The sequence below is a fragment of the Escherichia sp. SCLE84 genome, from assembly GCF_012584495.1.
Lineage (GTDB): Bacteria > Pseudomonadota > Gammaproteobacteria > Enterobacterales > Enterobacteriaceae > ECMA0423.
The window spans coordinates 158,810-184,250 of the sequence record NZ_CP051431.1; the positions used below are offsets into that span (position 1 = coordinate 158,810).

Consider the following 25,441-nt stretch of genomic DNA (forward strand, 5'->3'; position numbering starts at 1 on the left):
GTGGGTTGCGCTCCGGCAGCGGTCCTGATCAATCGTCACCCTTTCTCGGTCCTTCAACGTTCCTGACAACGAGCCTCCTTTTCGCCAATCCATCGACAATCACCGCGAGTCCCTGCTCGAACGCTGCGTCCGGATCGGCTTCGTCGAAGGCGTCTATCGCGGCCCGCAACAGCGGCGAGAGCGGAGCCTGTTCAACGGTGCCGCTGCGCTCGCCGGCATCGCTGTCGCCGGCCTGCTCCTCAAGCACGGCCCCAACAGTGAAGTAGCTGATTGTCATCAGCGCATTGACGGCGTCCCCGGCCGAAAAACCCGCCTCGCAGAGGAAGCGAAGCTGCGCGTCGGCCGTTTCCATCTGCGGTGCGCCCGGTCGCGTGCCGGCATGGATGCGCGCGCCATCGCGGTAGGCGAGCAGCGCCTGCCTGAAGCTGCGGGCATTCCCGATCAGAAATGAGCGCCAGTCGTCGTCGGCTCTCGGCACCGAATGCGTATGATTCTCCGCCAGCATGGCTTCGGCCAGTGCGTCGAGCAGCGCCCGCTTGTTCCTGAAGTGCCAGTAAAGCGCCGGCTGCTGAACCCCCAACCGTTCCGCCAGTTTGCGTGTCGTCAGACCGTCTACGCCGACCTCGTTCAACAGGTCCAGGGCGGCACGGATCACTGTATTCGGCTGCAACTTTGTCATGCTTGACACTTTATCACTGATAAACATAATATGTCCACCAACTTATCAGTGATAAAGAATCCGCGCGTTCAATCGGACCAGCGGAGGCTGGTCCGGAGGCCAGACGTGAAACCCAACAGACCCCTGATCGTAATTCTGAGCACTGTCGCGCTCGACGCTGTCGGCATCGGCCTGATTATGCCGGTGCTGCCGGGCCTCCTGCGCGATCTGGTTCACTCGAACGACGTCACCGCCCACTATGGCATTCTGCTGGCGCTGTATGCGTTGATGCAATTTGCCTGCGCACCTGTGCTGGGCGCGCTGTCGGATCGTTTCGGGCGGCGGCCGGTCTTGCTCGTCTCGCTGGCCGGCGCTGCTGTCGACTACGCCATCATGGCGACGACGCCTTTCCTTTGGGTTCTCTATATCGGGCGGATCGTGGCCGGCATCACCGGGGCGACTGGGGCGGTAGCCGGCGCTTATATTGCCGATATCACTGATGGCGATGAGCGCGCGCGGCACTTCGGCTTCATGAGCGCCTGTTTCGGGTTCGGGATGGTCGCGGGACCTGTGCTCGGTGGGCTGATGGGCGGTTTCTCCCCCCACGCTCCGTTCTTCGCCGCGGCAGCCTTGAACGGCCTCAATTTCCTGACGGGCTGTTTCCTTTTGCCGGAGTCGCACAAAGGCGAACGCCGGCCGTTACGCCGGGAGGCTCTCAACCCGCTCGCTTCGTTCCGGTGGGCCCGGGGCATGACCGTCGTCGCCGCCCTGATGGCGGTCTTCTTCATCATGCAACTTGTCGGACAGGTGCCGGCCGCGCTTTGGGTCATTTTCGGCGAGGATCGCTTTCACTGGGACGCGACCACGATCGGCATTTCGCTTGCCGCATTTGGCATTCTGCATTCACTCGCCCAGGCAATGATCACCGGCCCTGTAGCCGCCCGGCTCGGCGAAAGGCGGGCACTCATGCTCGGAATGATTGCCGACGGCACAGGCTACATCCTGCTTGCCTTCGCGACACGGGGATGGATGGCGTTCCCGATCATGGTCCTGCTTGCTTCGGGTGGCATCGGAATGCCGGCGCTGCAAGCAATGTTGTCCAGGCAGGTGGATGAGGAACGTCAGGGGCAGCTGCAAGGCTCACTGGCGGCGCTCACCAGCCTGACCTCGATCGTCGGACCCCTCCTCTTCACGGCGATCTATGCGGCTTCTATAACAACGTGGAACGGGTGGGCATGGATTGCAGGCGCTGCCCTCTACTTGCTCTGCCTGCCGGCGCTGCGTCGCGGGCTTTGGAGCGGCGCAGGGCAACGAGCCGATCGCTGATCGTGGAAACGATAGGCCTATGCCATGCGGGTCAAGGCGACTTCCGGCAAGCTATACGCGCCCTAGGAGTGCGGTTGGAACGTTGGCCCAGCCAGATACTCCCGATCACGAGCAGGACGCCGATGATTTGAAGCGCACTCAGCGTCTGATCCAAGAACAACCATCCTAGCAACACGGCGGTCCCCGGGCTGAGAAAGCCCAGTAAGGAAACAACTGTAGGTTCGAGTCGCGAGATCCCCCGGAACCAAAGGAAGTAGGTTAAACCCGCTCCGATCAGGCCGAGCCACGCCAGGCCGAGAACATTGGTTCCTGTAGGCATCGGGATTGGCGGATCAAACACTAAAGCTACTGGAACGAGCAGAAGTCCTCCGGCCGCCAGTTGCCAGGCGGTAAAGGTGAGCAGAGGCACGGGAGGTTGCCACTTGCGGGTCAGCACGGTTCCGAACGCCATGGAAACCGCCCCCGCCAGGCCCGCTGCGACGCCGACAGGATCTAGCGCTGCGTTTGGTGTCAACACCAACAGCGCCACGCCCGCAGTTCCGCAAATAGCCCCCAGGACCGCCATCAATCGTATCGGGCTACCTAGCAGAGCGGCAGAGATGAACACGACCATCAGCGGCTGCACAGCGCCTACCGTCGCCGCGACCCCGCCCGGCAGGCGGTAGACCGAAATAAACAACAAGCTCCAGAATAGCGAAATATTAAGTGCGCCGAGGATGAAGATGCGCATCCACCAGATTCCCGTTGGAATCTGTCGGACGATCATCACGAGCAATAAACCCGCCGGCAACGCCCGCAGCATCGCGACCGTCATCGGTGAGAAGTTCGGCAGGTATTGGGTGGTGACAATGTAGGTGCTGCCCCAAATGGCAGGTGCTATCGCTGTGAACAATAAATCGGGCGTGCGTAATGACATGCGATTACAAGACCTCCGCTACGGCGATGGGTTTTTGAGAGTTGCAGGCGCCGCGATGACCGCACCCTGACTTGGACTGGCCCTGCCTCGCACCAATCCACCTGCGGCTATGGCCGCGATCATGCGAGGCCCGAAAATTACACGACCTGTACACGTCCGCCGAACCCGGAACGCAACAGAGCTTCGTGGGCATCCCGATCCGGGTCGTAGCAGCAGTCCTGGACCAAACGCACGTCGTAGTCCGCATCACTAGCCCAGGCGACGCTTGAAAGAACAACGCCGGTGGTGCTTATCCCGGCCATGACAAGCGTGCTTACGCCGCGCGTCCGAAGGTCGGCGTCGAGCGCCGTGCCATAAAAGACGCTGGCTCGCGGACATGCATAGAAAAGGTCGCCCCGTTCGATCGCAAGCCCTTCGACGGGCAGACCGGTGCGAAATCGTCCGCTCGGGAGATACGGTGAGATTTGGCGATTCGTCGCCGGCGGCGCATGTTCATACTCTTCGCCGAGCGAAAAGTTGGGGAACAGCACGGGCCGGCCGCGCAAGGCGTGCTGGCAGCCGTGCAGACCCTGCGTGAGATGAACGCCGACAACCTGCGCAAGGTGCCGGCCGATGCACCCACGGCCTTCATCAAGCCGCGCTGGAAGCCGCTGGTGATCACCCCGGAAGGCCTCGACCGGAAATTCTACGAAATCTGCGCCCTGTCCGAGCTGAAGAACGCCCTGCGCTCCGGCGACATCTGGGTCAAGGGCTCGCGGCAGTTCCGCGACTTCGACGACTACCTGCTGCCGGCCGAGAAGTTCGCCGCACTCAAGCGCGAGCAGGCCCTGCCCCTGGCGATCAACCCGAACAGCGACCAGTACCTGGAAGAGCGTTTGCAGCTGCTGGACGAGCAGTTGGCCACCGTCACCCGCCTGGCCAAGGACAACGAGCTGCCCGATGCCATCCTCACCGAGTCAGGGCTGAAAATCACCCCGCTGGATGCGGCGGTGCCGGATCGGGCGCAGGCGCTGATCGACCAAACCAGCCAGTTACTGCCGCGCATCAAGATCACCGAACTGCTGATGGACGTGGACGACTGGACGGGCTTCAGCCGCCACTTCACCCACTTGAAGGACGGGGCCGAGGCCAAAGACAGGACGTTGCTGCTGTCCGCAATCCTCGGTGATGCGATCAACCTCGGGCTGACCAAGATGGCCGAGTCGAGCCCCGGCCTGACCTACGCCAAGCTGTCCTGGCTGCAAGCCTGGCACATCCGCGACGAAACCTATTCGGCGGCCTTGGCCGAGCTGGTCAACCACCAGTATCGCCACGCCTTTGCCGCCCACTGGGGCGACGGCACGACCTCATCCTCCGATGGCCAGCGCTTCCGCGCGGGTGGCCGGGGCGAGAGCACCGGGCACGTCAACCCGAAGTACGGTAGCGAGCCGGGACGGCTGTTCTATACCCATATCTCCGACCAGTACGCGCCGTTCAGCACCCGCGTGGTGAATGTCGGCGTCCGCGATTCCACCTATGTGCTCGACGGCCTGCTGTACCACGAGTCCGACCTGCGGATCGAGGAGCACTACACCGACACGGCCGGCTTCACCGATCACGTCTTTGCCCTGATGCACCTGCTAGGCTTCCGCTTCGCGCCGCGCATCCGCGACCTCGGCGAAACCAAGCTGTACGTGCCGCAGGGCGTGCAAGCCTACCCGACGTTGCGCCCGCTGATCGGCGGCACCCTGAACATCAAGCACGTGCGTGCCCACTGGGACGACATCCTGCGCCTGGCCAGCTCGATCAAGCAGGGCACCGTCACCGCCTCGCTGATGCTGCGCAAGCTCGGCAGCTACCCGCGCCAGAACGGACTGGCCGTGGCCCTGCGCGAGCTGGGCCGGATCGAGCGCACGCTGTTCATCCTGGACTGGCTGCAAAGTGTTGAACTGCGCCGCCGCGTGCATGCCGGCCTGAACAAAGGTGAGGCGCGCAACTCGCTGGCCAGGGCGGTGTTCTTCAACCGCCTTGGGGAAATCAGGGATCGGAGCTTCGAGCAGCAGCGCTACCGGGCCAGCGGCCTCAACCTGGTGACGGCGGCTATCGTGCTGTGGAACACGGTGTACCTGGAACGCGCCACCCAGGGGTTGGTCGAGGCCGGCAAGCCGGTGGACGGCGAGCTGCTGCAATTCCTGTCGCCGCTGGGCTGGGAGCACATCAACCTAACCGGCGATTACGTCTGGCGGCAGAGCCGCAGACTGGAAGACGGGAAGTTTCGGCCCTTACGGATGCCCGGAAAACCTTAGCGTACGATTTTTTCCGAATTCTGCGGGCTCCCCTTTTTGATAATCTCATGACCAAAATCCCTTAACGTGAGTTTTCGTTCCACTGAGCGTCAGACCCCTTGATCAGCGTGATCCTGAGCCGCTCACCGTATTTCAGCAGCACCGGTGCGGCATCTGAAAACTTGATTCCGTTAAATGACCAGGCAAACTTTTCCATGTGGCCGGTTAAATGCAGTTCTATGGTACGGCCAGGTTCACGTCCGTCAGGATCCTCAAAGCGGCTTTTCAAATCCGCGTACGTGAGAACCTTTCTTCCGTTATTTCGAAGACCAATACCCGGATCATTTAATTTCGGAGAGACGCTCATCGCCTGCATATCAACCAGTGGGTTATCCGTTTCTGACGCAGGATGACTTTGCATACCCGGCATTCCGGCCATCCGGGAATGATCCATACCGGCCATGCTGCTGTGATCCATGGGCGCGGAGGATGTCCCGCTATCCGGAAGGTCAGCACCGTCCATAGACATCATCTCTCCGCTGTTATCCATGCCTCCCATCTGGCTGTGGTCCATTCCTGCCATATCATGTCCCATTCCCCCCATACCCATATCTTCCATGGTCAACAGAGGACGGGGATCGAGGGGGGGAACGGCAGCACTTAACCCCTCTCTCGTGGCCAGTGTCCCTCGAGCGTAACCGGTCCTGTCCATGGATTGTGCGAAGATGGTATAGGCCTCACCCTGAGGCTCCACAATGACATCATAGGTTTCGGCAACGGCAATCCTGAATTCGTCAACGGTAACCGGGTTTACATACTGGCCATCTGCAGCCACGACCGTCATTTTCAGCCCGGGGATACGGATATCGAAATAGGTCATTGCCGAGCCGTTGATAAACCGTAAGCGTATCTTTTCACCGGGACGGAACAGTCCGGTCCAGTTTTTCAGCGGGGCCTGCCCGTTCATGAGATAGGTGTAGGTGTAGCCACTGACATCCGCGAGATCAGTCGGATTCATTTTCATTTCAGCCCACATTTTCCGATCGGCAATGGTGGCTGACAGCCCCCTGGTATTCACGTCGCGGAAAAAAGAGCCAACGGTTGGTTTATTGAAATTGTAGTAATCCGACTGTTTTTTTAATTTTTTCAGCAGGCTGTGAGGATTTTCATCGGTCCAGTCAGACAACATGACCACATGCTCACGATCGTAAGCAAACGGTTCTGGCTCCCTGGCATCGATGATAATGGCACCGTATACCCCCTCCTGTTCCTGCAGACCGGAATGGCTGTGGTACCAGTAAGTCCCGTTCTGCTTAACCTTAAAGGTGTAAACGTAGGTATCATCAGGCTCTATGCCCATAAAACTCAGCCCCGGAACACCATCCATATTGGCCGGAAGAATAATGCCGTGCCAGTGAATGGACGTCTGTTCATTAAGACGGTTTTTGACCTTCAGGGTAATGGTGTCACCTTCTTTCCAGCGAAGAACGGGCCCCGGCAGGCCTCCATTGATTGTTTTGGCCTGACGCTCACTGCCCGTGATATTGACGGCCGTTTCACCAATGGTCAGGTCAAACTGAGTACCCTGCAGGGATGCGGCAACTGGCAGGCTCAGACTGGAACGCGCATTGAAACTCCATACGCCAAGACTTCCGGCTACGCCAGAGAGGGTTAACCCCTTCAGGAAAGTTCGTCGAGACGTTTTCAACAGCATGCGCATTCCCTTATTTAAATTATGGTTACTGACAGAATTCGAGAACCGATTTAAATTAAATTACTGGTTCATCCACTTACAATGAAATGAATCTAGCACACCTTAAGAAACAAATTCATTACAATCGTGTAATGTACATAGCTGTATTACATTTACGTTATCTTCCCCACAGGTTGATTATTTTTATATATGATCATAAGGACATCTTTTATGTACCTCAGAAGGTAATTACACATGAATATATTAATCACGGCCACTGCGTTTACAGCTTTATTTTGTGGGGCAGCTTTTGCTCAGTCCAGTGATATTGCCCATGAAGCACATCGATTTGTTAATAATGCCTCAGCCGTCAGTCATGTGAATTCCTCGACGCATGAAAACTTACCGGACAGGGTTAATAAAAACAACACGCCCTCATTCTCTGAAATGAATGAACATGAAAGGGCCATTGTTGCTCATTCATTTATGAACAACAGCGCGTCCTATGCACATCAGAAAATGATTGAGGAACATAAAAAAATGCTGTCCGACAGTGGTGCAAATTCAAAGACCTCCTCTTCTTCTTTTAACGAACTGAATGCCGGAGAGAAAGCCGCCCTCGTGCATGAGCAGGTCAATAATGCCGGTGCGGAAGCTCATCAGACACAGGCAAGAAAGCTTCGCGGCCTGTATTCCTCCAGGTAACTGCAGGCGGGTTAGTGCTTAGCAGGGCTTTACTGACGGGTTACGTAGCAGGACATGAGCCCCATATTGCTCTGCCGTAACCTGTTTCAGTCCCGTTAATCATCACCGTCAGGCTGGTCATACAGTTCCCAGATCTTCAGGAGCAAACGGGAAACAAGATATGTTACAAAAATGACGACCATCAACGGTGCTCCCGATTAACTGGCAGATGACACGCCTCCTGAAAACCCCTAGCATACGCCGCAGTGTTCATGCTAACGGCGAATTCCAGTAAATGTATTCTACCGATGTCGTAAAAGAAAATGCTTACCTTTCAGCCACCCGCTCGGGGCTGGAATCGAACGAGATCGCTATCCTTCAGCGCTCTTTGCCTTCCCGCTTTAATCTTCGGCATTTGAAAAAAAATGAATCATTAAAACTCGTACTGCAAAAGAAAGCGGGAAAATCACGTGTAGTGGCTTATAAATTTACGTCCGGCTCATTTAATTACACGGCGTATCGTATATCAGACAAAAAGTTCTATAATCTTTCCGATACTTCCGGGAAAGGCAGTCTCGATTATCCGTTACCAGCCACAGCAAGACTCAGTTCACCTTTCAATCCTGCAAGACTTAACCCGGTATCGGGAAAAGTGAGTCCCCATAATGGCATTGATTATTCCATGCCCATGAACACGAAAATAGTCAGCGTCATCGACGGAAAAATTACCCGGGCCGAATACAACAGTACCATGGGATATTTTGTTGAAGTAACGGGAAAAGCCGGTGTTAAAACTCGCTATCTCCACCTCAATAAAATACTCGTTACTAAAGGGGCCAGAGTTACCCGGGGAGGTGCTATTGCGTTATCCGGTAACAGCGGACGTTCATCCGGTCCTCATTTACATTATGAGCTGGTCATCAATAACAATCCTGTTAATTCACTGGCGTTCCGGGCATCGGCACCCGCTGATAACAAACTCGAACAGCATGCCTTTGCGCATGCCAGAGACTACGAACGATACCTGGACTGATAACGGGACCGCGACGCGGCCCCGTTTGCCGGATTAATTTTTTTTATTGTTTTCACTTCCGTGATGTTGGTGATCCCCATGCCCTCCGTGGCCGTGGAAAAGATGCATTAGCGGGCAGACCAGCAATAACAGATATGGCCAGTAACCTGCCACATGTGACCAGTGTTCTCGCAGGAGGGCAAATGCCGCGATCGCGGCGACAGCAACAAGCGCATAGGTGGTACTTTTCATACTGGACTCCTTCTGTTCATAACAGACCCTTCACTCAGTGTTATTTCCCGAGCCTGACACTTTTCAGACGCAACGCATTCACAATGACGCTGACGGAAGAAAGAGCCATGGCCGCCGCCGCAATAACTGGCGACAGCAGTATTCCATACACAGGATAAAGCAGGCCTGCAGCCACCGGCACACCAAGTGCGTTGTAGATAAATGCAAAAAACAGATTCTGTCGGATATTTTTCATGGTGATCTCTGACAGATGACGGGCCCTGTTCAGTATCATCAGGTCGCCTTTGAGAAGGGTGACTCCGGCACTTTCAATTGCCACATCTGTACCCGTTCCCATGGCTATTCCCACGTCAGCCGCTGCCAGCGCCGGGGCATCATTCACACCGTCTCCGGCCATCGCAACCACATGGCCAGACGCTTTCAGTCGGGTTATCACTGCTTTTTTGCCATCCGGCAGAATCCCGGCTTCAACCTCATCTATTCCCAGTTTCCGTGCGACTGCTTCAGCGGTAAGCTGGTTATCCCCGGTGAGCATAACGATGCGGATCCCCGCCTGACGCAACGCTTTAAGTGCATCCGGCGTGGTTGCTTTCACGGGATCCGAGATAGCTATCAGGCCTGCAAGGTACCCATCTGTGGCCACATAGATAACGGTAGCGCCTTCCATCCGCAACTTATCCGCAACGGCCTTTTGATTATCAATAACGATACTGTTTTCCTGCATAGCCAGTTCATTACCAATAACAACCCGTTGACCTTCAACATCGCCTGAAACACCTTTCCCCGACGGAGCATTGAAATCACTGACTGCGGGTATCATGATCCCCCTGTGCTGGGCTGCCCGGACTACAGCCATACCCAGCGGATGCTGCGAGCCTTTTTCCACTGCGGCCGCTACACGTAAAAGAGATGCTTCCCCACCCGGATTGAGACTGATAATCCCTGTCACCGTAGGCGAACCTTCCGTGAGCGTGCCTGTTTTGTCGACAACCAGCGTGTCCACTTTTTCAAGACGCTCAAGGGCTTCGGCATTCCTGATTAACACCCCGGCCTGGGCTCCTTTGCCTACCCCCACCATTATCGACATCGGTGTGGCCAGCCCCAGTGCGCAGGGGCAGGCAATAATCAGGACCGACACAGCCGCAATCAGACCGTGCGCCATCCTGGGCTCGGGCCCCCAGACAGACCAGATCACGAAAGCAACAACCGCGATAAGTATCACCAGAGGAACAAACCAGCCTGAAACGCTGTCAGCCATTCTCTGGATGGGGGCACGCGAACGCTGTGCATCAGCGACCATCTGAACAATTCGTGAGAGCATCGTTTCATCACCGACTTTCTCTGCACGGATGATAAGACTACCTGTCTGATTAATCGTCCCCCCAATGACAGGGTCATCCTTCGTTTTGGTAACCGGCATAGACTCCCCGGTCACCATCGATTCATCAACGGTTGTTTTGCCTTCGATCACGATACCGTCGACCGGAATACTCTCTCCAGGTCTGATGCGGAGCTTATCGCCAGGCAGGACATCTTCCGCATTAATATCCGTTTCATGACCGTCATGATCCAGCCGTCTGGCGGTTTTGGGGGCAAGGTTCAGAAGCGCAGTAATGGCGCCTGAGGTTTGTTCCCGTGCCCGCAGCTCAAGAACCTGTCCCAGCAGAACAAGCACCGTAATAACTGCTGCGGCTTCAAAATAAACGGCCACCAGGCCATCCATGTTTCTGAACGATGCAGGAAACCAGGAGGGGAAGACGGTTGCAATGACGCTGTAAACCCAGGCTACGCCGGTCCCCATTGCAACAAGGGTAAACATATTCAGGGAGCGGTTACGTAACGACATTCCGGCCCGGGCGAAGAATGGCCAGCCACACCACAACACGACAGGGGAGGCCAGAAGCAACTGCAGCCATGTGTTGTACTGTGGCGGTAATGTATTCCTCAAGTCGGGAAACAGATGAGATCCCATTTCGAGTACCAGAACCGGAAACGCCAGCAACAACCCCAGCCAGAAGCGTCTTGTCATGTCGTGAAGTTCATCACTCGGCCCCGTGGATGCCGTAGCTACGAGCGGCTCCAGTGCCATTCCACAGACAGGACAGCTTCCGGGACCACTGCGGCGTATCTCCGGGTGCATCGGACATGTCCACACACCTTCAGAATTCTCTTTTTCCGCCTGGTGGTGAGGCTGTTTTATCTGATCAGGGCTGACTTCGTGATGATCGTGGTGATGGTGATGGGAATGTTCACTGGCATCTTCGGTAAGATAACGATCGGGATGGGCTTTAAATTTACTCTCACAGCTGGCGGAGCAGAAATAAAGTTGATGGTCCTGGTATCGAATGCTGCTGTGCGCCCTGTCGGGCAGGATGGCCATCCCGCACACGGGATCTCTCACCTTATGCAATACGTGGCCCTCGTCCGGGGATAATGTCTGCTCAGAAGCAGTCTGGTTGTTGTGTTGCACTGCATTGTTATTTTTCACTGTAACTCTCCTTATGCATATCTGAAGCATTTTCTGTCTTCAGGGTATGTCATGGATGCGATTACCACGAATATCGCCGGCACAGGAGTGCCTGCTACCGGCGTCCCGTTATCAGCCGTTCCGCTGACTATTCGATTCGCTGGAAGACTTTTTTACTTCCATCCGGTGAGAATGCGATAACATCGTAAGCCTCTTTTCGGGCTCCCATCTCCATTCCAGGACTTCCTGCTGGCATACCGGGGGTGGCGAGACCGTATATACCCGAACCAGACTGCATTGCCTTATGTATCGTTGTCGCAGGCACATGGCCTTCAATGATCAAATTACCGGCAACCGCGGTATGACAACTTCGTAGTCCTGCAGGAATAGCATGCTTTTCTTTCAGGGCTGACAGCGCCTGATCATTCATGATGTGAGTTCGTACTTCAAACCCGTCTTTTTCCATCGCTTTGCCCCACAGGGAACAACAGCCACAGTTTTCAGATTTGTACATATCAATCACTTTTTCACTCGCCATCGCGGGTAGTGAAAGGCCGAGAGCCAGCGCTATTAGAACCACTTTTTTCATACTCACCTCTGTATATTATCGATATAAACCCTGACGTCAGGGTGAATCAGTAAAGAAGGACACCCACAGGGGGTGCCCTTTCAGGTTCAGGACACGCTTTTTTTATGTCTGCGCAGCCAGATTAATTTGTAGGCGGCAGGAATAATGAACAGGGACAGCAGCGGAGCCGTGATCATCCCACCAATCATGGGTGCCGCGATACGGCTCATGACTTCTGAACCTGCACCGGTTCCCCAGAGTATTGGCAGCAGACCCGCAATGATCACCGCCACGGTCATGGCTTTCGGCCGGACACGCAGTACGGCACCATGATAGAGGGCTTCATCAAGGCCTTCCGGTGTGAACGTCTCTTTACGGGACAATTCCGGGTGCGCTTCAATGGCATGACGCAGATACATCAGCATGACCACGCCAAACTCTGCTGCCACCCCGGCCAGGGCGATAAACCCGGTGCCGGTTGCGACAGACATATGGAAGCCCTGCCAGTACAGGAACCATATCCCGCCTACCAGCGCAAACGGCAGGCTCATCAGAATAAGTAAGGCCTCATCAGCCCGGCGGAATGCCAGATACAACAGGATGAAGATGATCATCACCGTCATCGGCACCATCAGCTTCAGTTTCTTGTTGGCATGCTCAAGCAGTTCAAACTGTCCGGAGAATGACACGCTGGTACCCGGTCTCAGTTTCACTTTCTGACTGATCGCCGTTTTAATGTCATTAACCACCGACACCATATCCCTGCCGCGCGCGTCAATGTAAATCCAGCTGGCTGGACGGGCATTTTCGGTTTTCAGCATGGTTGGTCCGGAAACGACCTTAATATCGGCAACATCGCCCAGCGTAATTTGCTGCTTCATTGGGGTCAGGATTGGCATCTCCCTCAACGCCTGCGGACTGTTACGGTAATCCTGCGGATAGCGAATGTTAATAGGGTACCGGGCCACGCCTTCAACCGTCTCACCCACCATAGCCCCACCGATTGCTGAAGAGACGAACAGCTGGACGTCGCCCACAGTCATCCCGTACCGGGAAGCTTTTTCCCGGTTAATGTCCACATCAATATAACGTCCACCTTCCAGTCGTTCAGCCAGTGCGGAAACCACACCAGGTACGGTTTTAGCGACTGCTTCGATACTCTGTGCTGTTACATCGATATCCGACAGAACAGTACCCGATACCTTAATACCTATCGGACTTTTAATGCCGGTTGAGAGCATATCAATACGGTTACGGATAGGCGGTACCCAGAGGTTGGCCAGACCCGGTAAACGGACGGTCCTGTCGAGTTCTTCAATAATCTTGTCAATCGTCATGCCTGGACGCCACTGATCCTCAGGTTTCAGTTGGATGGTGGTTTCCATCATTTCGAGCGGAGCAGAATCCGTGGCGGTCTCAGCCTTACCGGTCTTGCCAAAAACTGAGGCCACTTCAGGCACCGTTTTGATTAGTTTGTCCGTGGTCTGTAAGAGCGCAGCAGCTTCTCCAGGAGACACGCCAGGTAACGTTGACGGCATATACAACAGGTCACCTTCGTTAATCTTCGGTAAAAACTCGCCGCCCACCTGACTCAGTGGCCAGATAACAGTGAAAATGGATAAAGCCGCAACCAGCAGGGTTGTTTTTGGCCAGTGTAGTACCCTGAGCAGTAACGGGTGATACGCTTTAATCAGCAACCGGTTCAGTGGGTTACTGGTCTCAGCAGGAATTTTCCCGCGGATCCAGAACCCCATCAGAATAGGGATAACAATGATTGCCAGTATGGCTGCACCCGCCATGGAATACGTTTTTGTAAAGGCCAGCGGACCAAACAGACGCCCTTCCTGCCCTTCCAGGGTAAAAATAGGAATGAACGATAATGTGATAATCAGCAGGCTGATAAACAGCGCTGGACCCACTTCAACGGAGGCGTCAGTGATAACCTTCCAGCGGGTGGCATTATCAATCTGTTCCCCGGGATGCTGATGGTCCCACTCCTCAAGCCGTTTATGCGCGTTTTCGATCATGACGATGGCGGCATCCACCATCGCTCCGACGGCTATTGCAATCCCTCCCAGCGACATAATGTTGGCATTCAGCCCCTGGAAGTGCATGACGATAAAGGCGATACACAGGCCAAGTGGCAGAGAAATAATCGCCACCAGGGCAGAACGGACATGCCAGAGGAACAGTGCGCAAACGACAGCAACAACGATAAACTCTTCAAGAAGCTTGTAACTGAGGTTGTCAATCGCACGATCGATTAACTGGCTGCGATCGTATGTCGTTACGATCTCCACTCCTTCAGGCAGGCTTGCCTTCAGCGTGTCCAGTTTATCCCTCACCGCCGTAATGACTTCGCGTGCATTTTTGCCCGAACGCAGGATCACCACTCCGCCAGCGACTTCGCCCTGACCGTTAAGCTCAGCGATACCACGCCGCATTTCCGGTCCCATTTGTATGCGGGCAACATCACGCAGGTAAACAGGTACTCCATTTTCCCCCGTTTTCAGGACGATATTTTTGAAATCATCAATAGTCTGAAGATAACCGCTGGCCCGGACCATATACTCTGACTCAGCAATTTCAACAGATGAGCCACCGGCTTCCTGGTTAGATGAGCTAAGAGCTTGTTTTACTTCTGGCAGACTGATGCCGTACTGCGTCAGTTTTACCGGGTCAAGCTGGATCTGATACTGCTTAACCACGCCGCCTACGGATGCAACTTCAGCGACATTAGGAATGGTTTTCAGCTCAAACTTCAGGAACCAGTCCTGCAGAGAACGCAGTTCTGAAAGGTCGTGTTTTCCGCTGCGATCGACAAGGGCATATTCAAAAATCCAGCCCACACCCGTGGCATCAGGACCGATTTCAGAACTCACACCAGCAGGCAGTTTTCCCTGAACCTGATTCAGATACTCCAGCACGCGAGAGCGCGCCCAGTACAGATCGGTGCCGTCTTCAAAAATGACATACACATACGAATCCCCGAACTGTGAAAAACCACGCACGGTTTTTGCGCCAGGCACGGACAGCATGGTGGTGGTAAGCGGATAGGTGACCTGGTTTTCTACAATCTGCGGGGCCTGGCCGGGATAGCTGGTTTTGATAATGACCTGCACATCTGACAGGTCAGGCAAGGCATCTACCGGCGTGTTAATAATCGTCCATGTTCCCCAGATGCTGAGAAACAGGGCCCCCATCATGACCAGGAAACGGTTGGCGACAGAGCGCCGGATAATCCATTCAATCATCGTCGTCTCCTCAGTGCCCTGAATGCATATTTACAGGCTGGTCAGACATTGCTGGCATACTGCTTTTTGTTTTTTCAGGGTGGCGCATACGTTCCAGCGCGCCCGTAATATTGGCTTCGGAGTCAATGAGGAACAGGCCACTGACCACCACGGTATCGCCTTCATTCAGGCCGGAGCCGATGCCGGACTGTTGCTGTGATTCATGCAGAACGTGGATCTGTTTCGGCACAAACTTGCCTTCATCATCAACAGTAATCACGCGCTGTTCTTTGCCGGTATCGATAACGGCCTGGCTTGGTATCAGCAGCATCTCCTGGCTTCTGGTATTCAGTTTCAGATAGGCATTCATGCCCGGCTTGAGAAACTCATCCTTATTAGAAACCTGGAGACGGACCTGAAGCGTACGGGTTATCTGATCCACGCTGGGAAGAATATTCCATTTTTCGACATGGAATGTTTTATCCGGATAAGCCGGTACCGAAATTTCAAACTGCGACGTATCTTTCAGCAGATAGGCGATAGATTCTGGCACTGCAGCGCTGATCCAGACCGGGTCCATTCCCTGAATCTGAGCCACCACCTTATCTTTCGAAATATTCATGCCGGTGCGCAGGTCAAATGCAGTAATGACACCATCAATAGGTGCTTTAATGGTAAAACGGGTCTGAATGCTCCGGGTAGAACGCAGTCTCTGAATATCCTCTTCCGGCATACCTGCCAGGCGAAGCCGTTCCAGAACGCCTTTAATTTGCGTGGAAGTACCACCGGTGCTGGATAACAGAAGGAATTCACTCTGTGCTTCCACCCAGTCCGGAATGGTAATATCGATAAGTGGCGTCCCCTTCTTCACATGATCGCCAATCGTCATGGGGTAGACTTTTTCGACAAACCCGTCAGAACGCGCCTGCACAATAACAAACTGATACTCGTTATAGCTGACATTAGCCGGGATTGTCTGAGAATAATTCAGCATTCCTCGCGTGACTTTTTGCGTTTTTAATCCCAGATTCTGAACCTGGGTTGGGTCGATACGGATCCCGCCACTGCTTTTATCGCCACTGTCATCAGCATATTTTGGCACCAGGTCCATATCCATAAAGGGCGATTTTCCGGGTTTATCAAATTTGGTATCCGGTTTCATCGGGTCATACCAGAAAAGTACCTTTCGCTCCGGTGCCTTTTGTTCGGTTTGTACTGTTTTTTGTGATGAGTTTACATACTGCCAGGCAGTAACCGATATCAGCCCCCCTGCTATGAGGCTGCTGATAATTATTGCAGCATATTTTATCTTTAAAGAAGCCATACAATTTTCCGCTAAAAAATCAAAGCACCTGGCATATGCGCCTGACGGTTAACTCACACATATACCTATGTGAATGTACAGGCGCACAGGATGTAATCGCTCCGGACAGCCAATCAGGACTGCGTCACGTTAATGCTTTTGAGTAAGGAGATATTGCCCTGCTGAATAAACGAGAAATCGACATGGTTGCCTGTTTTCAGGGCATTAATAGCATCGTCTGCATTAACAAAAGTAAAGCGCATGGTCATTGCAGGCCAGCCCACCGCTGGAATTGCTTCATGCGAAATGGTGATTTTCTTAGTATTCATATCAATGTCTTTAACGACACCGGTGCCCTTGATAACTTGCTGTACCGAAGCATCACTGGCAGTATTCATATCGCCATGCTGATGTGTTTCAGCATGAAGACCGGCAGAAAACATGACAGAGAAGGCACCAAATAAAACGGCTTTAAGTGAATTACGCATTTTAATTTCCTGATTAATTAAATAAATTTACTCTACCCAACCGCCACCCAGCGCGGTAAACAGATTAATTTCGTTAACCTGCCGGGAATAGGTAAGATCGAGAATGGTTTGCTGGGTAGCGAAGAGGGAACGTTCTGCATCCAGCACTTCGATGTAACTGACAGCACCACTTGCATACAATCCTCTGGCACGCTGGAGAGTTATCTGAAGTGAATCAAGATAACGCTGCTGTGACTCAAGTTGCTGGCTAAGGCTGTCGCGCAGCGCAAGCGTGTCGGAAACATCCTTAAAGGCTGACTGAATTTTTTGTTCGTAATTAACCACCGACTGTTGCTGGCGAATTTCAGCCAGCTTCAGATTGGCTTTATTCCTGCCAGCATTAAATATAGGAATTTCAATTTTAGGGATAAAATTCCACATTCCACTTCCTGACGTAAACAGGCTGGACAGCTCCGTACTGCTTGCGGAAAGACCACTGGTCAGGGTAATGGAGGGGAAAAAGGCCGCTCGCGCTGCGCCAATATTGGCATCAGCCGCTTTCAGCTGATATTCCGCTTCCATAATATCCGGTCGCTGCAGCAAAATTTGTGAAGACAGATTTGGTGGTAATTTTACTGGTGCGATCTCCCCGCCTTTCATCCCTTTTTCTGACGGAAGTGCGCGGTACGTTCCCAGCACCAGTTGCAGGGCATTGTTTGCCTTAGCCAGATCGCCTTCTCGTTTGGCTATTTCGGCGCGGGTACTTTCGATTTGTCCCCTGGCCTGTTCAAGAGCCAGAACGTTCGTACTCCCGGTCACGAGCTGTTGCTCAACGAAAGCATAGGACTGTTGATAATTTTTCAGCGTTTCCCGCGCAATACGGAGTTGTTCGTACGCCAGTTGCTGGCTGAAATAACTTTGTGAAACGCTGGAGACCAGCAGGATGTGTACGGCCCGACGGGCTTCTTCGCTGGCAAAGTAGTTCTGGCGATCAGCGTCACTCATGTTCTTAAGTTTGCCGAAAAAATCGAGCTCATAGCTGAGTTTCAGACCCGCGTCGTACTTCTGTGTGGTCGGCTTGTCGCCTTTCAGACCACCGCTGTATGTGATCCCGGATGAGGCATTCAGCTGGGGATAACGATCTGCATCCGTGACGTTGAACTGGGCCCGGGCCTCTTCAACCTTCAGGGCAGCCATTCTCAAATCGCGGTTATTATTCAGGGCTTCAGTAATCAGCCGTGTAACCTGGGGATCGACAAAAAAGTTACGCCAGCCCGTATCCTGATAACCATTCACTGCTGGCGTCAGGCTGTTTCGGGACAGTGAAAACTGCTGGGGTACCGGTGCTGCCGGGCGCTGATATTCAGGTGCCAGAGAGACACAACCGGCCAGGATGAATATCGTGCTAATGCTGAGTAATTTTAATTTGAACATAACGCTTCTCGTCCAGGCAGACCTGGTAAATGGTTCAAATGAAGTCCAGAGTATTACCAGGGTTACTTTACAGAATGCACTCTGTTTGTCGGGTGACAGGATAATGACAATGTTGTCATTTTTGCTGTAATCCGTTGATAACGATCGTGGGCGCAATAGAATGACCTTGGCAGCCAGCCGGGGAGCAAGATGAAAATATTGATCGTCGAAGACGAAATTAAAACAGGTGAATATCTCAGCAAAGGGCTTAGAGAGGCAGGGTTCGTAGTGGATCACGCTGATAATGGTCTTACCGGATATCATCTCGCCATGACAGCCGAGTATGATTTAGTCATTCTGGATATCATGCTACCTGATGTGAACGGCTGGGATATCATCCGCATGCTGCGCACTGCCGGAAAGGGTATGCCGGTCTTACTGCTGACAGCCCTCGGCACGATCGAACATAGGGTCAAAGGACTGGAACTGGGTGCGGACGATTATCTGGTTAAACCCTTTGCGTTTGCCGAACTGCTCGCCCGGGTGAGAACCCTTCTGAGGCGGGGAAACACGATGATCACGGAAAGCCAGTTTAAGGTGGCTGACCTCTCGATTGATCTCGTATCCAGAAAAGTCAGTCGCGCCGGAAACCGCATTGTGCTCACCAGTAAAGAGTTCAGCCTGCTGGAATTCTTCATTCGCCATCAGGGAGAGGTTCTTCCCCGCTCCCTGATTGCCTCTCAGGTCTGGGACATGAATTTTGACAGCGACACTAATGCGATCGATGTCGCAGTAAAGCGACTCCGCGCTAAAATAGACAACGATTACGGGACAAAGCTGATCCAGACAGTCCGGGGCGTGGGCTACATGCTGGAGGTCCCGGATGCATAGCAAACCTTCCAGACGCCCTTTCTCACTCGCTCTGCGGCTGACCTTTTTTATCAGCCTGTCCACGATACTGGCTTTTATCGCCTTCACCTGGTTTATGCTGCATTCTGTTGAAAATCATTTTGCCGAGCAGGATGTCAGCGATCTTCAACAAATCAGCACCACACTGAACCGTATACTGCAGTCCCCGGTGGATCCGGATGATAAAAAAATAAGCAAAATAAAGGAATCAATTGCCAGCTACCGCAACGTTGCCCTTTTGCTCCTCAATCCCAGGGGTGAAGTGCTCTTTAGCTCAGCTCAGGGGGCGGCACTACGCCCGGCAGTGAATTCAGCAGATTTTAGCGAGCACAGCCGCGCACGGGATGTCTTTCTCTGGACGGTGGAGGATCCTGCGGGACCGATGGATACCGGGTCCGAAATGAAGATGGAAACATACAGGATTATCGCCTCCTCTGGTCAGGCGATATTTCAGGGCAAACAGCAGAACTATGTCATGCTGACTGGCCTATCCATTAATTTCCATCTCCATTACCTCGATGCGCTGAAAAAGAACCTGATTGCGATTGCCGTCGTGATAAGCCTGTTGATTGTTCTGATCATTCGAATCGCTGTCCGTCAGGGGCACCTGCCCCTTCGTAATGTCAGCAATGCCATTAAAAACATCACCTCCGAGAATCTTGATGCGCGACTGGAACCGACACGCGTTCCCATTGAGCTGGAGCAACTGGTTATCTCGTTCAATCATATGATTGGAAAGATTGAGGATGTCTTTACCCGCCAGGCCAATTTCTCTGCCGATATCGCGCATGAGATCAGAACGCCCATCACCAATCTGGTGACGCAGACTGAAATCGCACTGAGTCAGGATCGAACACAGAGGGAACTTGAGGATGTCCTCTATTCCAGTCTTGAAGAGTATAACCGGATGACCAAAATGGTCAGCGATATGCTGTTCCTGGCACAGGCAGATAATAATCAGCTGATACCTGACAGGGTCATGTTTGACCTCAGAGCGGAAGTCATGAAAGTCTTCGAGTTTTTCGAAGCCTGGGCCGAAGAACGCAATATCACGCTCAAATTTAACGGGATGCCCTGCCTGGTTGAGGGAGATCCACAAATGTTCAGAAGGGCGATCAATAATCTGTTATCCAATGCCCTGCGTTATACCCCGGAGGGACAGGCAATCACCGTCTCAATAAGAGAGCAGGAGAGCTTTTTTGACCTTGTGATTGAAAATCCGGGGAAACCGATCCCTGAAGAACATTTATCAAGGCTGTTTGACCGTTTTTATCGGGTGGATCCATCCAGACAACGAAAAGGAGAAGGCAGCGGCATCGGCCTTGCGATTGTGAAGTCAATCGTGGAAGCACATCACGGAAGAGTGCAGGTGGAATCAGACGTACGCTCCACGCGTTTTATCTTATCCGTGCCCAGACTGGAGAAAATGATCCCGGAAACCCAATGCTGAAAATAAAGATGTAAATGACAAAGATGTCATTAGCCTGTCATGCAGCAAACAGAAGCCATTCGATATAATTAGTGCAACTTATCAGGAAGGCTGGATTGCTTCATCAATACCCGGCGTCAGAGTACGCCAGGAAATGAATATCCAGCCCTCTTCCGGAGAAATAAACGCTGCCGAACTTGTTTCAGTTATGGAACTGAAAACACCGGTTGTACTTCCCCGGACATCACTAATTCAGAAATGGAGAGTTATCATGAAAAATATCGTATTAGCATCTTTGCTGGGCTTTGGTTTAATTTCATCGGCCTGGGCCACTGAAACCGTGAATATCCATGATCGCGTCAACAATGCACAGGCTCCTGCTCACCAGATGCAGTCTGCTGCGGCTCCTGTCGGGATCCAGGGGACTGCTCCTCGTATGACCGGTATGGACCAGCATGAACAGGCCATTATTGCTCATGAGACCATGACGAACGGCTCGGCGGATGCGCACCAGAAAATGGTGGAAAGTCATCAGAAGATGATGGGAAATAACACGGTATCCACGACCGTCCCGTCAACGTCTTACGCGGCGATGAATGAGCATGAAAGAGCAGCGGTTGCCCATGAATTCATGAATAACGGGCAATCCGGCCCACATCAGGCTATGGCCGAAGCGCACCGCCGCATGATCAATGCAGGCTGAATGCGACGGTAGTATCCGTGCTGTTACCTTTTCCCTGATAGATTTTCCTGAAACAACGTTGCTACATTTTTGCCCCCCGTCAGGGGGCTTTTTTGTCTGACTCAGCTACACTTAACCGGTACCTGTCTGAAAGGAATTATTATATGAAAATCAAAAACACCCTTTTTGTAATATTAATGTTATCCCTGCCAGCCATTTCTGCTGAACATTCGGAAATGAAAATGTCAGATATGCACTCATCGGCATCATCACAGGAATATATGGCTGGCATGAAAAATATGCATGAAAAAATGATGGCCGCCGTTAATGAATCCAATCCCGATAAGGCCTTTGCAAAAGGTATGATCGCACACCATGAAGGGGCAATCGCAATGGCTGAGACCGAGCTCAAATACGGAAAAGATCCCGAAATGAGAAAGCTTGCGCAGGACATCATTAAAGCTCAAAAAGGTGAAATTGAGCAGATGAATAAATGGCTTGACAGTCATAAATAATGAACACTGGAGTGTTGTCTTGCGCACCCTCTTAGGGTACCCCCGGACACGAAAATATATAGCACTTAACTAATTAAAAACCCGAATAATTTCGGGTTTTTAATGTAACTTTCTTTTCTGAACGGAAATAATAGTCATACAATTTAATTTTCTTGTAATTACTCCTACTTTTAATCAGGTACTGGACGATGGATAACGACTCCCGCCTGAGAGGGAAAATCCGTCTGGTTACCTGGCGCTATACTTAACCGATTGATCGACATGCCATGCTGGTAAAATATTAAAATCCTCCCCCATAAATCTGAACCACATGACAGGATTGATAGTCAGGCAGTATTTCACATTCATTGCTAAAAAAATAAAAATAAGCATGCATCTTCTCGAAGATTAATTACCTTCCATCTTGTAAAAAAGAATCAAATCCTCTAATAATATCTCGATTCCCGCTTTTTTTAATACATCTTTCCGCTCGGCATATATTTTCCTCAACATATCTTCAAACCCCTTGCCAAGATGAATTTGTTTATGGCAGTTGCAACATAGTGATATGATATTCTCTTCCACATCCAGTGAATTCTCAAAATAGTCTTGCTTTGACATCGGGACAATGTGATGAGGTTCTGTGTAATTTAGAGGAGAGTTTCGCCTTCTGAACGTTGGATGGTCGCAATTAATTTCACATTTATAATCAGCTTTGTTAAGCGCATTTTTTGAAACAGATTTACTTCTTGGGTATGAGAGTCCATTTTTGACTTCTATTGCAGCTTTCTTAGGTTTCGCTTTTTCGCTATACTCAAATGTCTGAGTAACGTCAAAGTGATTACTTTCTTCTAGAGCAGTGATCAAATCATTATCTGAGTAAAAATCAATGCTTGAGCTTTCGTTCGTACTAAAAAAATCTAGTTCTTTTATTGCCTGAACAAGTTCTTCACGGATAGTCCATAAATTTCGCTTTGGGTTTCCTTTAATTTCTCTACTTTTCATGACTGTAATGAATTTTGTCCCGGAAGCAATCTTTCCGACTCCTTTAACCTCGAATCGGCCAAGCTGCTTCTGAACTCTTCCACCCAACCCATTGATTACACCATTAGCACTCATACTGTGCAGGTCGTACTTCTTGCCGATATCGAAACATGTACAGGAATGGTCTGGCTCAATGAACCATTTTTTTAACGCTGCAATACTTTTGTCATCAAAAACTTTTTTATCCCTTAATAAAATCTTCCATTCTTCAACGCTAATATCTATATCACAGACGTATTCACCATCAATTACTTCACATATTTTTTCAATCATGTCCATAACTCTCTTGTAACACAGGCTTTGTAATAATGTAAAATCCGTTACACGGCGTTGTATGTAATGTCATTGTCTCTTGGACTCCTACAGTCCAAAACAACTTTGTGTTTTGTTGTCCAAAAACTTTTTGTTGCAGTGAGTTCTCACTGAGATAAATCTCGCCTTGAGCGTATCACATCAGCAGACTTCCTCTCAACCTTATGGACTTAACCCGGTCATTCTTCACGACAAAGAAAGTACGGCATTTTACATGACGAAGAGACGGTCTCAGTTTCACATGACCGGATAACGTTTTTAATGTACTTCATTATTACGGCACGGGTGTTCAAAGAGTATTTTTAAATATTAATCATTTTGTTTAACGGGTGGATACCTACAAATTTTAACATTTACTAATCAAGATAGCAGTTATACGTACTGTCCCGGCAAAAATCCTGAGGTTTACAGATTCCCTCACCGTAACAGACCCGGTCATTCCCCCTGGTCCTCCGGAGGGCACTGTTGCAAAGTTAGCGATGAGGCAGCCTTTTGTCTTATTCAAAGGCCTTACATTTCAAAAACTCTGCTTACCAGGCGCATTTCGCCCAGGGGATCACCATAATAAAATGCTGAGGCCTGGCCTTTGCGTAGTGCACGCATCACCTCAATACCTTTGATGGTGGCGTAAGCCGTCTTCATGGATTTAAATCCCAGCGTGGCGTTGATTATCCGTTTCAGTTTGCCATGATCGCATTCAATCACGTTGTTCCGGTACTTAATCTGTCGGTGTTCAACGTCAGACGGGCACCGGCCTTCGCGTTTGAGCAGAGCAAGCGCGCGACCATAGGCGGGCGCTTTATCCGTGTTGATGAATCGCGGGATCTGCCACTTCTTCACGTTGTTGAGGATTTTACCCAGAAACCGGTATGCAGCTTTGCTGTTACGACGGGAGGAGAGATAAAAATCGACAGTGCGGCCCCGGCTGTCGACGGCCCGGTACAGATACGCCCAGCGGCCATTGACCTTCACGTAGGTTTCATCCATGTGCCACGGGCAAAGATCGGAAGGGTTACGCCAGTACCAGCGCAGCCGTTTTTCCATTTCAGGCGCATAACGCTGAACCCAGCGGTAAATCGTGGAGTGATCGACATTCACTCCGCGTTCAGCCAGCATCTCCTGCAGCTCACGGTAACTGATGCCGTATTTGCAGTACCAGCGTACGGCCCACAGAATGATGTCACGCTGAAAATGCCGGCCTTTGAATGGGTTCATGTGCAGCTCCATCAGCAAAAGGGGATGATAAGTTTATCACCACCGACTATTTGCAACAGTGCCCGAATGTGATTGCTTCTTGTGCCATTTTAGCCTGCTCCTGAGTGCAGGGAATAATAAACGACGCCAGAGTATAATTATCTGCCACAGTTGACTCCTTGATTATTTAATTAATGTATTTGATGAGAAGATCATAACAAACACACTACTACCAACTAATAACCTGAAGTCGTTTTTTTAGAAAAAATATTAAGAAGAATATGAACACCACCTCATCTTAAATTAATATTGTTCAGGATTAATATTCATTTTTGCAAATAAAAACCGCCAGACGGCGGCTTTTATAAAGAGGGAAATATCATTGGAAGCTGAAATTACTTCACGGCAGGCCGACAAATTACGCGACTGCTGTGAGCTGAAGCGAAACTTGTAGAGGAAACTATAATCACCTTTTCTAAGTCGTCGGCACTGTCGGCAATATGATGCCGAAAAGCCTCCTCTGCATCACCAGGGGAATCGGCTTCGACCGGGTAGGCCTGATCATCATCATCAAACATAATGCGCCCGGAAATGAGATAAAGTCGGCTCAAATCTGGCGTCGCTGCGCTCGTGCTTCGTTCGTTCAGATTCATTTTTTCTCCGTCTGTTGCTCGTAAAAAGAATGACGCCGGTTTAAAAGGCGTCGCCAGGGTTCAGGCTAAAACGCAGGGTTGCCATCGAGGAAGCTCATTGGCTGGCCAATAGCGGATGCCACCCTGAGAATTTCACCTGGTGTGGCATAGCGCAGCATTTCTGAGCGTCCAAATTTCTGATACTCATCTACTGACATCTTTCTCCACTCGGGGTGAGGATCTTTTCCGCACAGTGACCAGTTGCTTTCAGAGGAATCACGACGGAGAACGTACACATCAAGCGAGGCTGTAAGCCCGCTTCCATATCCCCGCTGCGCTACAATACGAACCTGAGAACCATCGTCGCGTTGCAACGTCTGGGTTAATTTCGTGATAGGATCCTGAGAATGCATGCCATTTACCTCGTTTTTAAAAGAATTACCGTAAGTAAATGATACCGAATCGAGAATTCTGGCTAATAGGTCAGAA

21 protein-coding genes and 2 pseudogenes are annotated in these 25,441 nt (G+C 51.6%); 8 read left to right on the forward strand and 15 right to left on the reverse strand.

The features are described 5' to 3' along the window. Window positions 1-28: 28 nt before the first annotated feature. Complete coding sequence (gene tetR(A) / locus HGD79_RS25190; RefSeq protein WP_063120597.1) at window positions 29-679, reverse strand: tetracycline resistance transcriptional repressor TetR(A); 651 nt, start codon at window positions 677-679, stop codon at window positions 29-31. 105 nt (window positions 680-784) lie between these two features. Here tetR(A) and tet(A) point away from each other — a divergent pair, with 105 nt between their 5' ends. Further along, a complete protein-coding gene (tet(A), locus tag HGD79_RS25195) occupies window positions 785-1,984 on the forward strand; it encodes a tetracycline efflux MFS transporter Tet(A) (RefSeq protein ID WP_001493765.1) in 1,200 nt (399 codons plus the stop codon). A gap of 31 nt (window positions 1,985-2,015) precedes the next feature. Here the strand turns inward: tet(A) and HGD79_RS25200 are convergent, their stop codons facing one another. Next, on the reverse strand, window positions 2,016-2,900 hold the full coding sequence (locus HGD79_RS25200; RefSeq protein WP_000058717.1) for an EamA family transporter: 885 nt from the start codon (window positions 2,898-2,900) through the stop codon (window positions 2,016-2,018). A 137-nt stretch (window positions 2,901-3,037) separates the two neighbouring features. Further along, complete coding sequence (locus tag HGD79_RS25205; RefSeq protein ID WP_001351729.1) at window positions 3,038-3,430, reverse strand: isochorismatase family cysteine hydrolase; 393 nt, start codon at window positions 3,428-3,430, stop codon at window positions 3,038-3,040. Window positions 3,431-3,433: 3 nt separating this feature from the next. Between HGD79_RS25205 and HGD79_RS25210 the strand changes: the two are divergent. Next, a pseudogene (locus HGD79_RS25210) lies at window positions 3,434-5,185 on the forward strand (Tn3-like element TnAs1 family transposase); the annotation flags it as partial. A gap of 100 nt (window positions 5,186-5,285) precedes the next feature. On the opposite strand, the pseudogene pcoA reads toward HGD79_RS25210, so the two are convergent. Then, a pseudogene (gene pcoA / locus HGD79_RS25215) lies at window positions 5,286-6,878 on the reverse strand (multicopper oxidase PcoA); the annotation flags it as partial. 234 nt (window positions 6,879-7,112) lie between these two features. Between pcoA and HGD79_RS25220 the strand changes: the two are divergent. Beyond that, window positions 7,113-7,562: a hypothetical protein gene (locus HGD79_RS25220; RefSeq protein ID WP_001023231.1), complete on the forward strand. Its 450-nt coding sequence runs from the start codon at window positions 7,113-7,115 to the stop codon at window positions 7,560-7,562. Window positions 7,563-7,836: 274 nt separating this feature from the next. Then, the gene (locus HGD79_RS25225; RefSeq protein ID WP_000287499.1) at window positions 7,837-8,574 is read left to right on the forward strand and encodes a peptidoglycan DD-metalloendopeptidase family protein; all 738 of its coding nucleotides are present in this window, start codon (window positions 7,837-7,839) and stop codon (window positions 8,572-8,574) included. A gap of 33 nt (window positions 8,575-8,607) precedes the next feature. Here the strand turns inward: HGD79_RS25225 and HGD79_RS25230 are convergent, their stop codons facing one another. The 7 genes from HGD79_RS25230 to silC all read right to left on the reverse strand — a co-directional run bounded on the left by HGD79_RS25230 (window position 8,608) and on the right by silC (window position 18,277). Beyond that, on the reverse strand, window positions 8,608-8,805 hold the full coding sequence (locus HGD79_RS25230; RefSeq protein WP_000843501.1) for a DUF2933 domain-containing protein: 198 nt from the start codon (window positions 8,803-8,805) through the stop codon (window positions 8,608-8,610). Window positions 8,806-8,845: 40 nt separating this feature from the next. After that, window positions 8,846-11,323, reverse strand: a complete 2,478-nt coding sequence (gene silP / locus HGD79_RS25235; protein ID WP_011251358.1) for an Ag(+)-translocating P-type ATPase SilP — start codon at window positions 11,321-11,323, stop codon at window positions 8,846-8,848. Between the two features lie 97 nt (window positions 11,324-11,420). Further along, complete coding sequence (locus HGD79_RS25240; RefSeq protein WP_000758221.1) at window positions 11,421-11,861, reverse strand: DUF411 domain-containing protein; 441 nt, start codon at window positions 11,859-11,861, stop codon at window positions 11,421-11,423. Window positions 11,862-11,947: 86 nt separating this feature from the next. Further along, on the reverse strand, window positions 11,948-15,094 hold the full coding sequence (silA, locus tag HGD79_RS25245) for a Cu(+)/Ag(+) efflux RND transporter permease subunit SilA (protein ID WP_011251357.1): 3,147 nt from the start codon (window positions 15,092-15,094) through the stop codon (window positions 11,948-11,950). Between the two features lie 10 nt (window positions 15,095-15,104). Beyond that, the gene (gene silB / locus HGD79_RS25250; protein ID WP_001398209.1) at window positions 15,105-16,397 is read right to left on the reverse strand and encodes a Cu(+)/Ag(+) efflux RND transporter periplasmic adaptor subunit SilB; all 1,293 of its coding nucleotides are present in this window, start codon (window positions 16,395-16,397) and stop codon (window positions 15,105-15,107) included. Between the two features lie 113 nt (window positions 16,398-16,510). Then, window positions 16,511-16,864 (reverse strand): cation efflux system protein CusF, encoded by a 354-nt coding sequence (gene cusF, locus HGD79_RS25255; RefSeq protein WP_001246155.1) that lies wholly within the window; start codon window positions 16,862-16,864, stop codon window positions 16,511-16,513. Window positions 16,865-16,891: 27 nt separating this feature from the next. Further along, window positions 16,892-18,277, reverse strand: coding sequence for a Cu(+)/Ag(+) efflux RND transporter outer membrane channel SilC (silC, locus tag HGD79_RS25260; protein ID WP_063107410.1), 1,386 nt, complete (start codon window positions 18,275-18,277; stop codon window positions 16,892-16,894). 189 nt (window positions 18,278-18,466) lie between these two features. On the opposite strand from silC, the gene silR reads away from it, so the two are divergent. From silR to HGD79_RS25280, 4 genes are all read left to right on the forward strand, one after another. After that, window positions 18,467-19,147: a copper/silver response regulator transcription factor SilR gene (gene silR / locus HGD79_RS25265; RefSeq protein WP_000697965.1), complete on the forward strand. Its 681-nt coding sequence runs from the start codon at window positions 18,467-18,469 to the stop codon at window positions 19,145-19,147. After that, window positions 19,140-20,615, forward strand: a complete 1,476-nt coding sequence (gene silS, locus HGD79_RS25270; RefSeq protein ID WP_000555737.1) for a copper/silver sensor histidine kinase SilS — start codon at window positions 19,140-19,142, stop codon at window positions 20,613-20,615. The genes silR and silS overlap by 8 nt, the downstream gene beginning before the upstream one ends. 250 nt (window positions 20,616-20,865) lie before the next feature. Further along, window positions 20,866-21,297 carry a silver-binding protein SilE gene (silE, locus tag HGD79_RS25275; protein ID WP_000790483.1) on the forward strand — a complete coding sequence of 144 codons (432 nt, stop codon included), beginning with the start codon at window positions 20,866-20,868 and terminating at the stop codon, window positions 21,295-21,297. A 143-nt stretch (window positions 21,298-21,440) separates the two neighbouring features. Then, complete coding sequence (locus HGD79_RS25280) at window positions 21,441-21,791, forward strand: DUF305 domain-containing protein (protein ID WP_000694953.1); 351 nt, start codon at window positions 21,441-21,443, stop codon at window positions 21,789-21,791. 387 nt (window positions 21,792-22,178) lie between these two features. Here HGD79_RS25280 and HGD79_RS25285 read toward each other — a convergent pair whose 3' ends face one another. From HGD79_RS25285 to HGD79_RS25300, 4 genes are all read right to left on the reverse strand, one after another. Then, on the reverse strand, window positions 22,179-23,087 hold the full coding sequence (locus HGD79_RS25285; RefSeq protein WP_001372261.1) for an HNH endonuclease: 909 nt from the start codon (window positions 23,085-23,087) through the stop codon (window positions 22,179-22,181). A 549-nt stretch (window positions 23,088-23,636) separates the two neighbouring features. Further along, the gene (locus HGD79_RS25290; protein WP_001067858.1) at window positions 23,637-24,341 is read right to left on the reverse strand and encodes an IS6-like element IS26 family transposase; all 705 of its coding nucleotides are present in this window, start codon (window positions 24,339-24,341) and stop codon (window positions 23,637-23,639) included. 374 nt (window positions 24,342-24,715) lie between these two features. Further along, window positions 24,716-24,973: a hypothetical protein gene (locus HGD79_RS25295; RefSeq protein ID WP_042634392.1), complete on the reverse strand. Its 258-nt coding sequence runs from the start codon at window positions 24,971-24,973 to the stop codon at window positions 24,716-24,718. Window positions 24,974-25,038: 65 nt separating this feature from the next. Continuing rightward, window positions 25,039-25,365, reverse strand: a complete 327-nt coding sequence (locus tag HGD79_RS25300) for a hypothetical protein (protein ID WP_000556022.1) — start codon at window positions 25,363-25,365, stop codon at window positions 25,039-25,041. Window positions 25,366-25,441 lie beyond the last annotated feature (76 nt).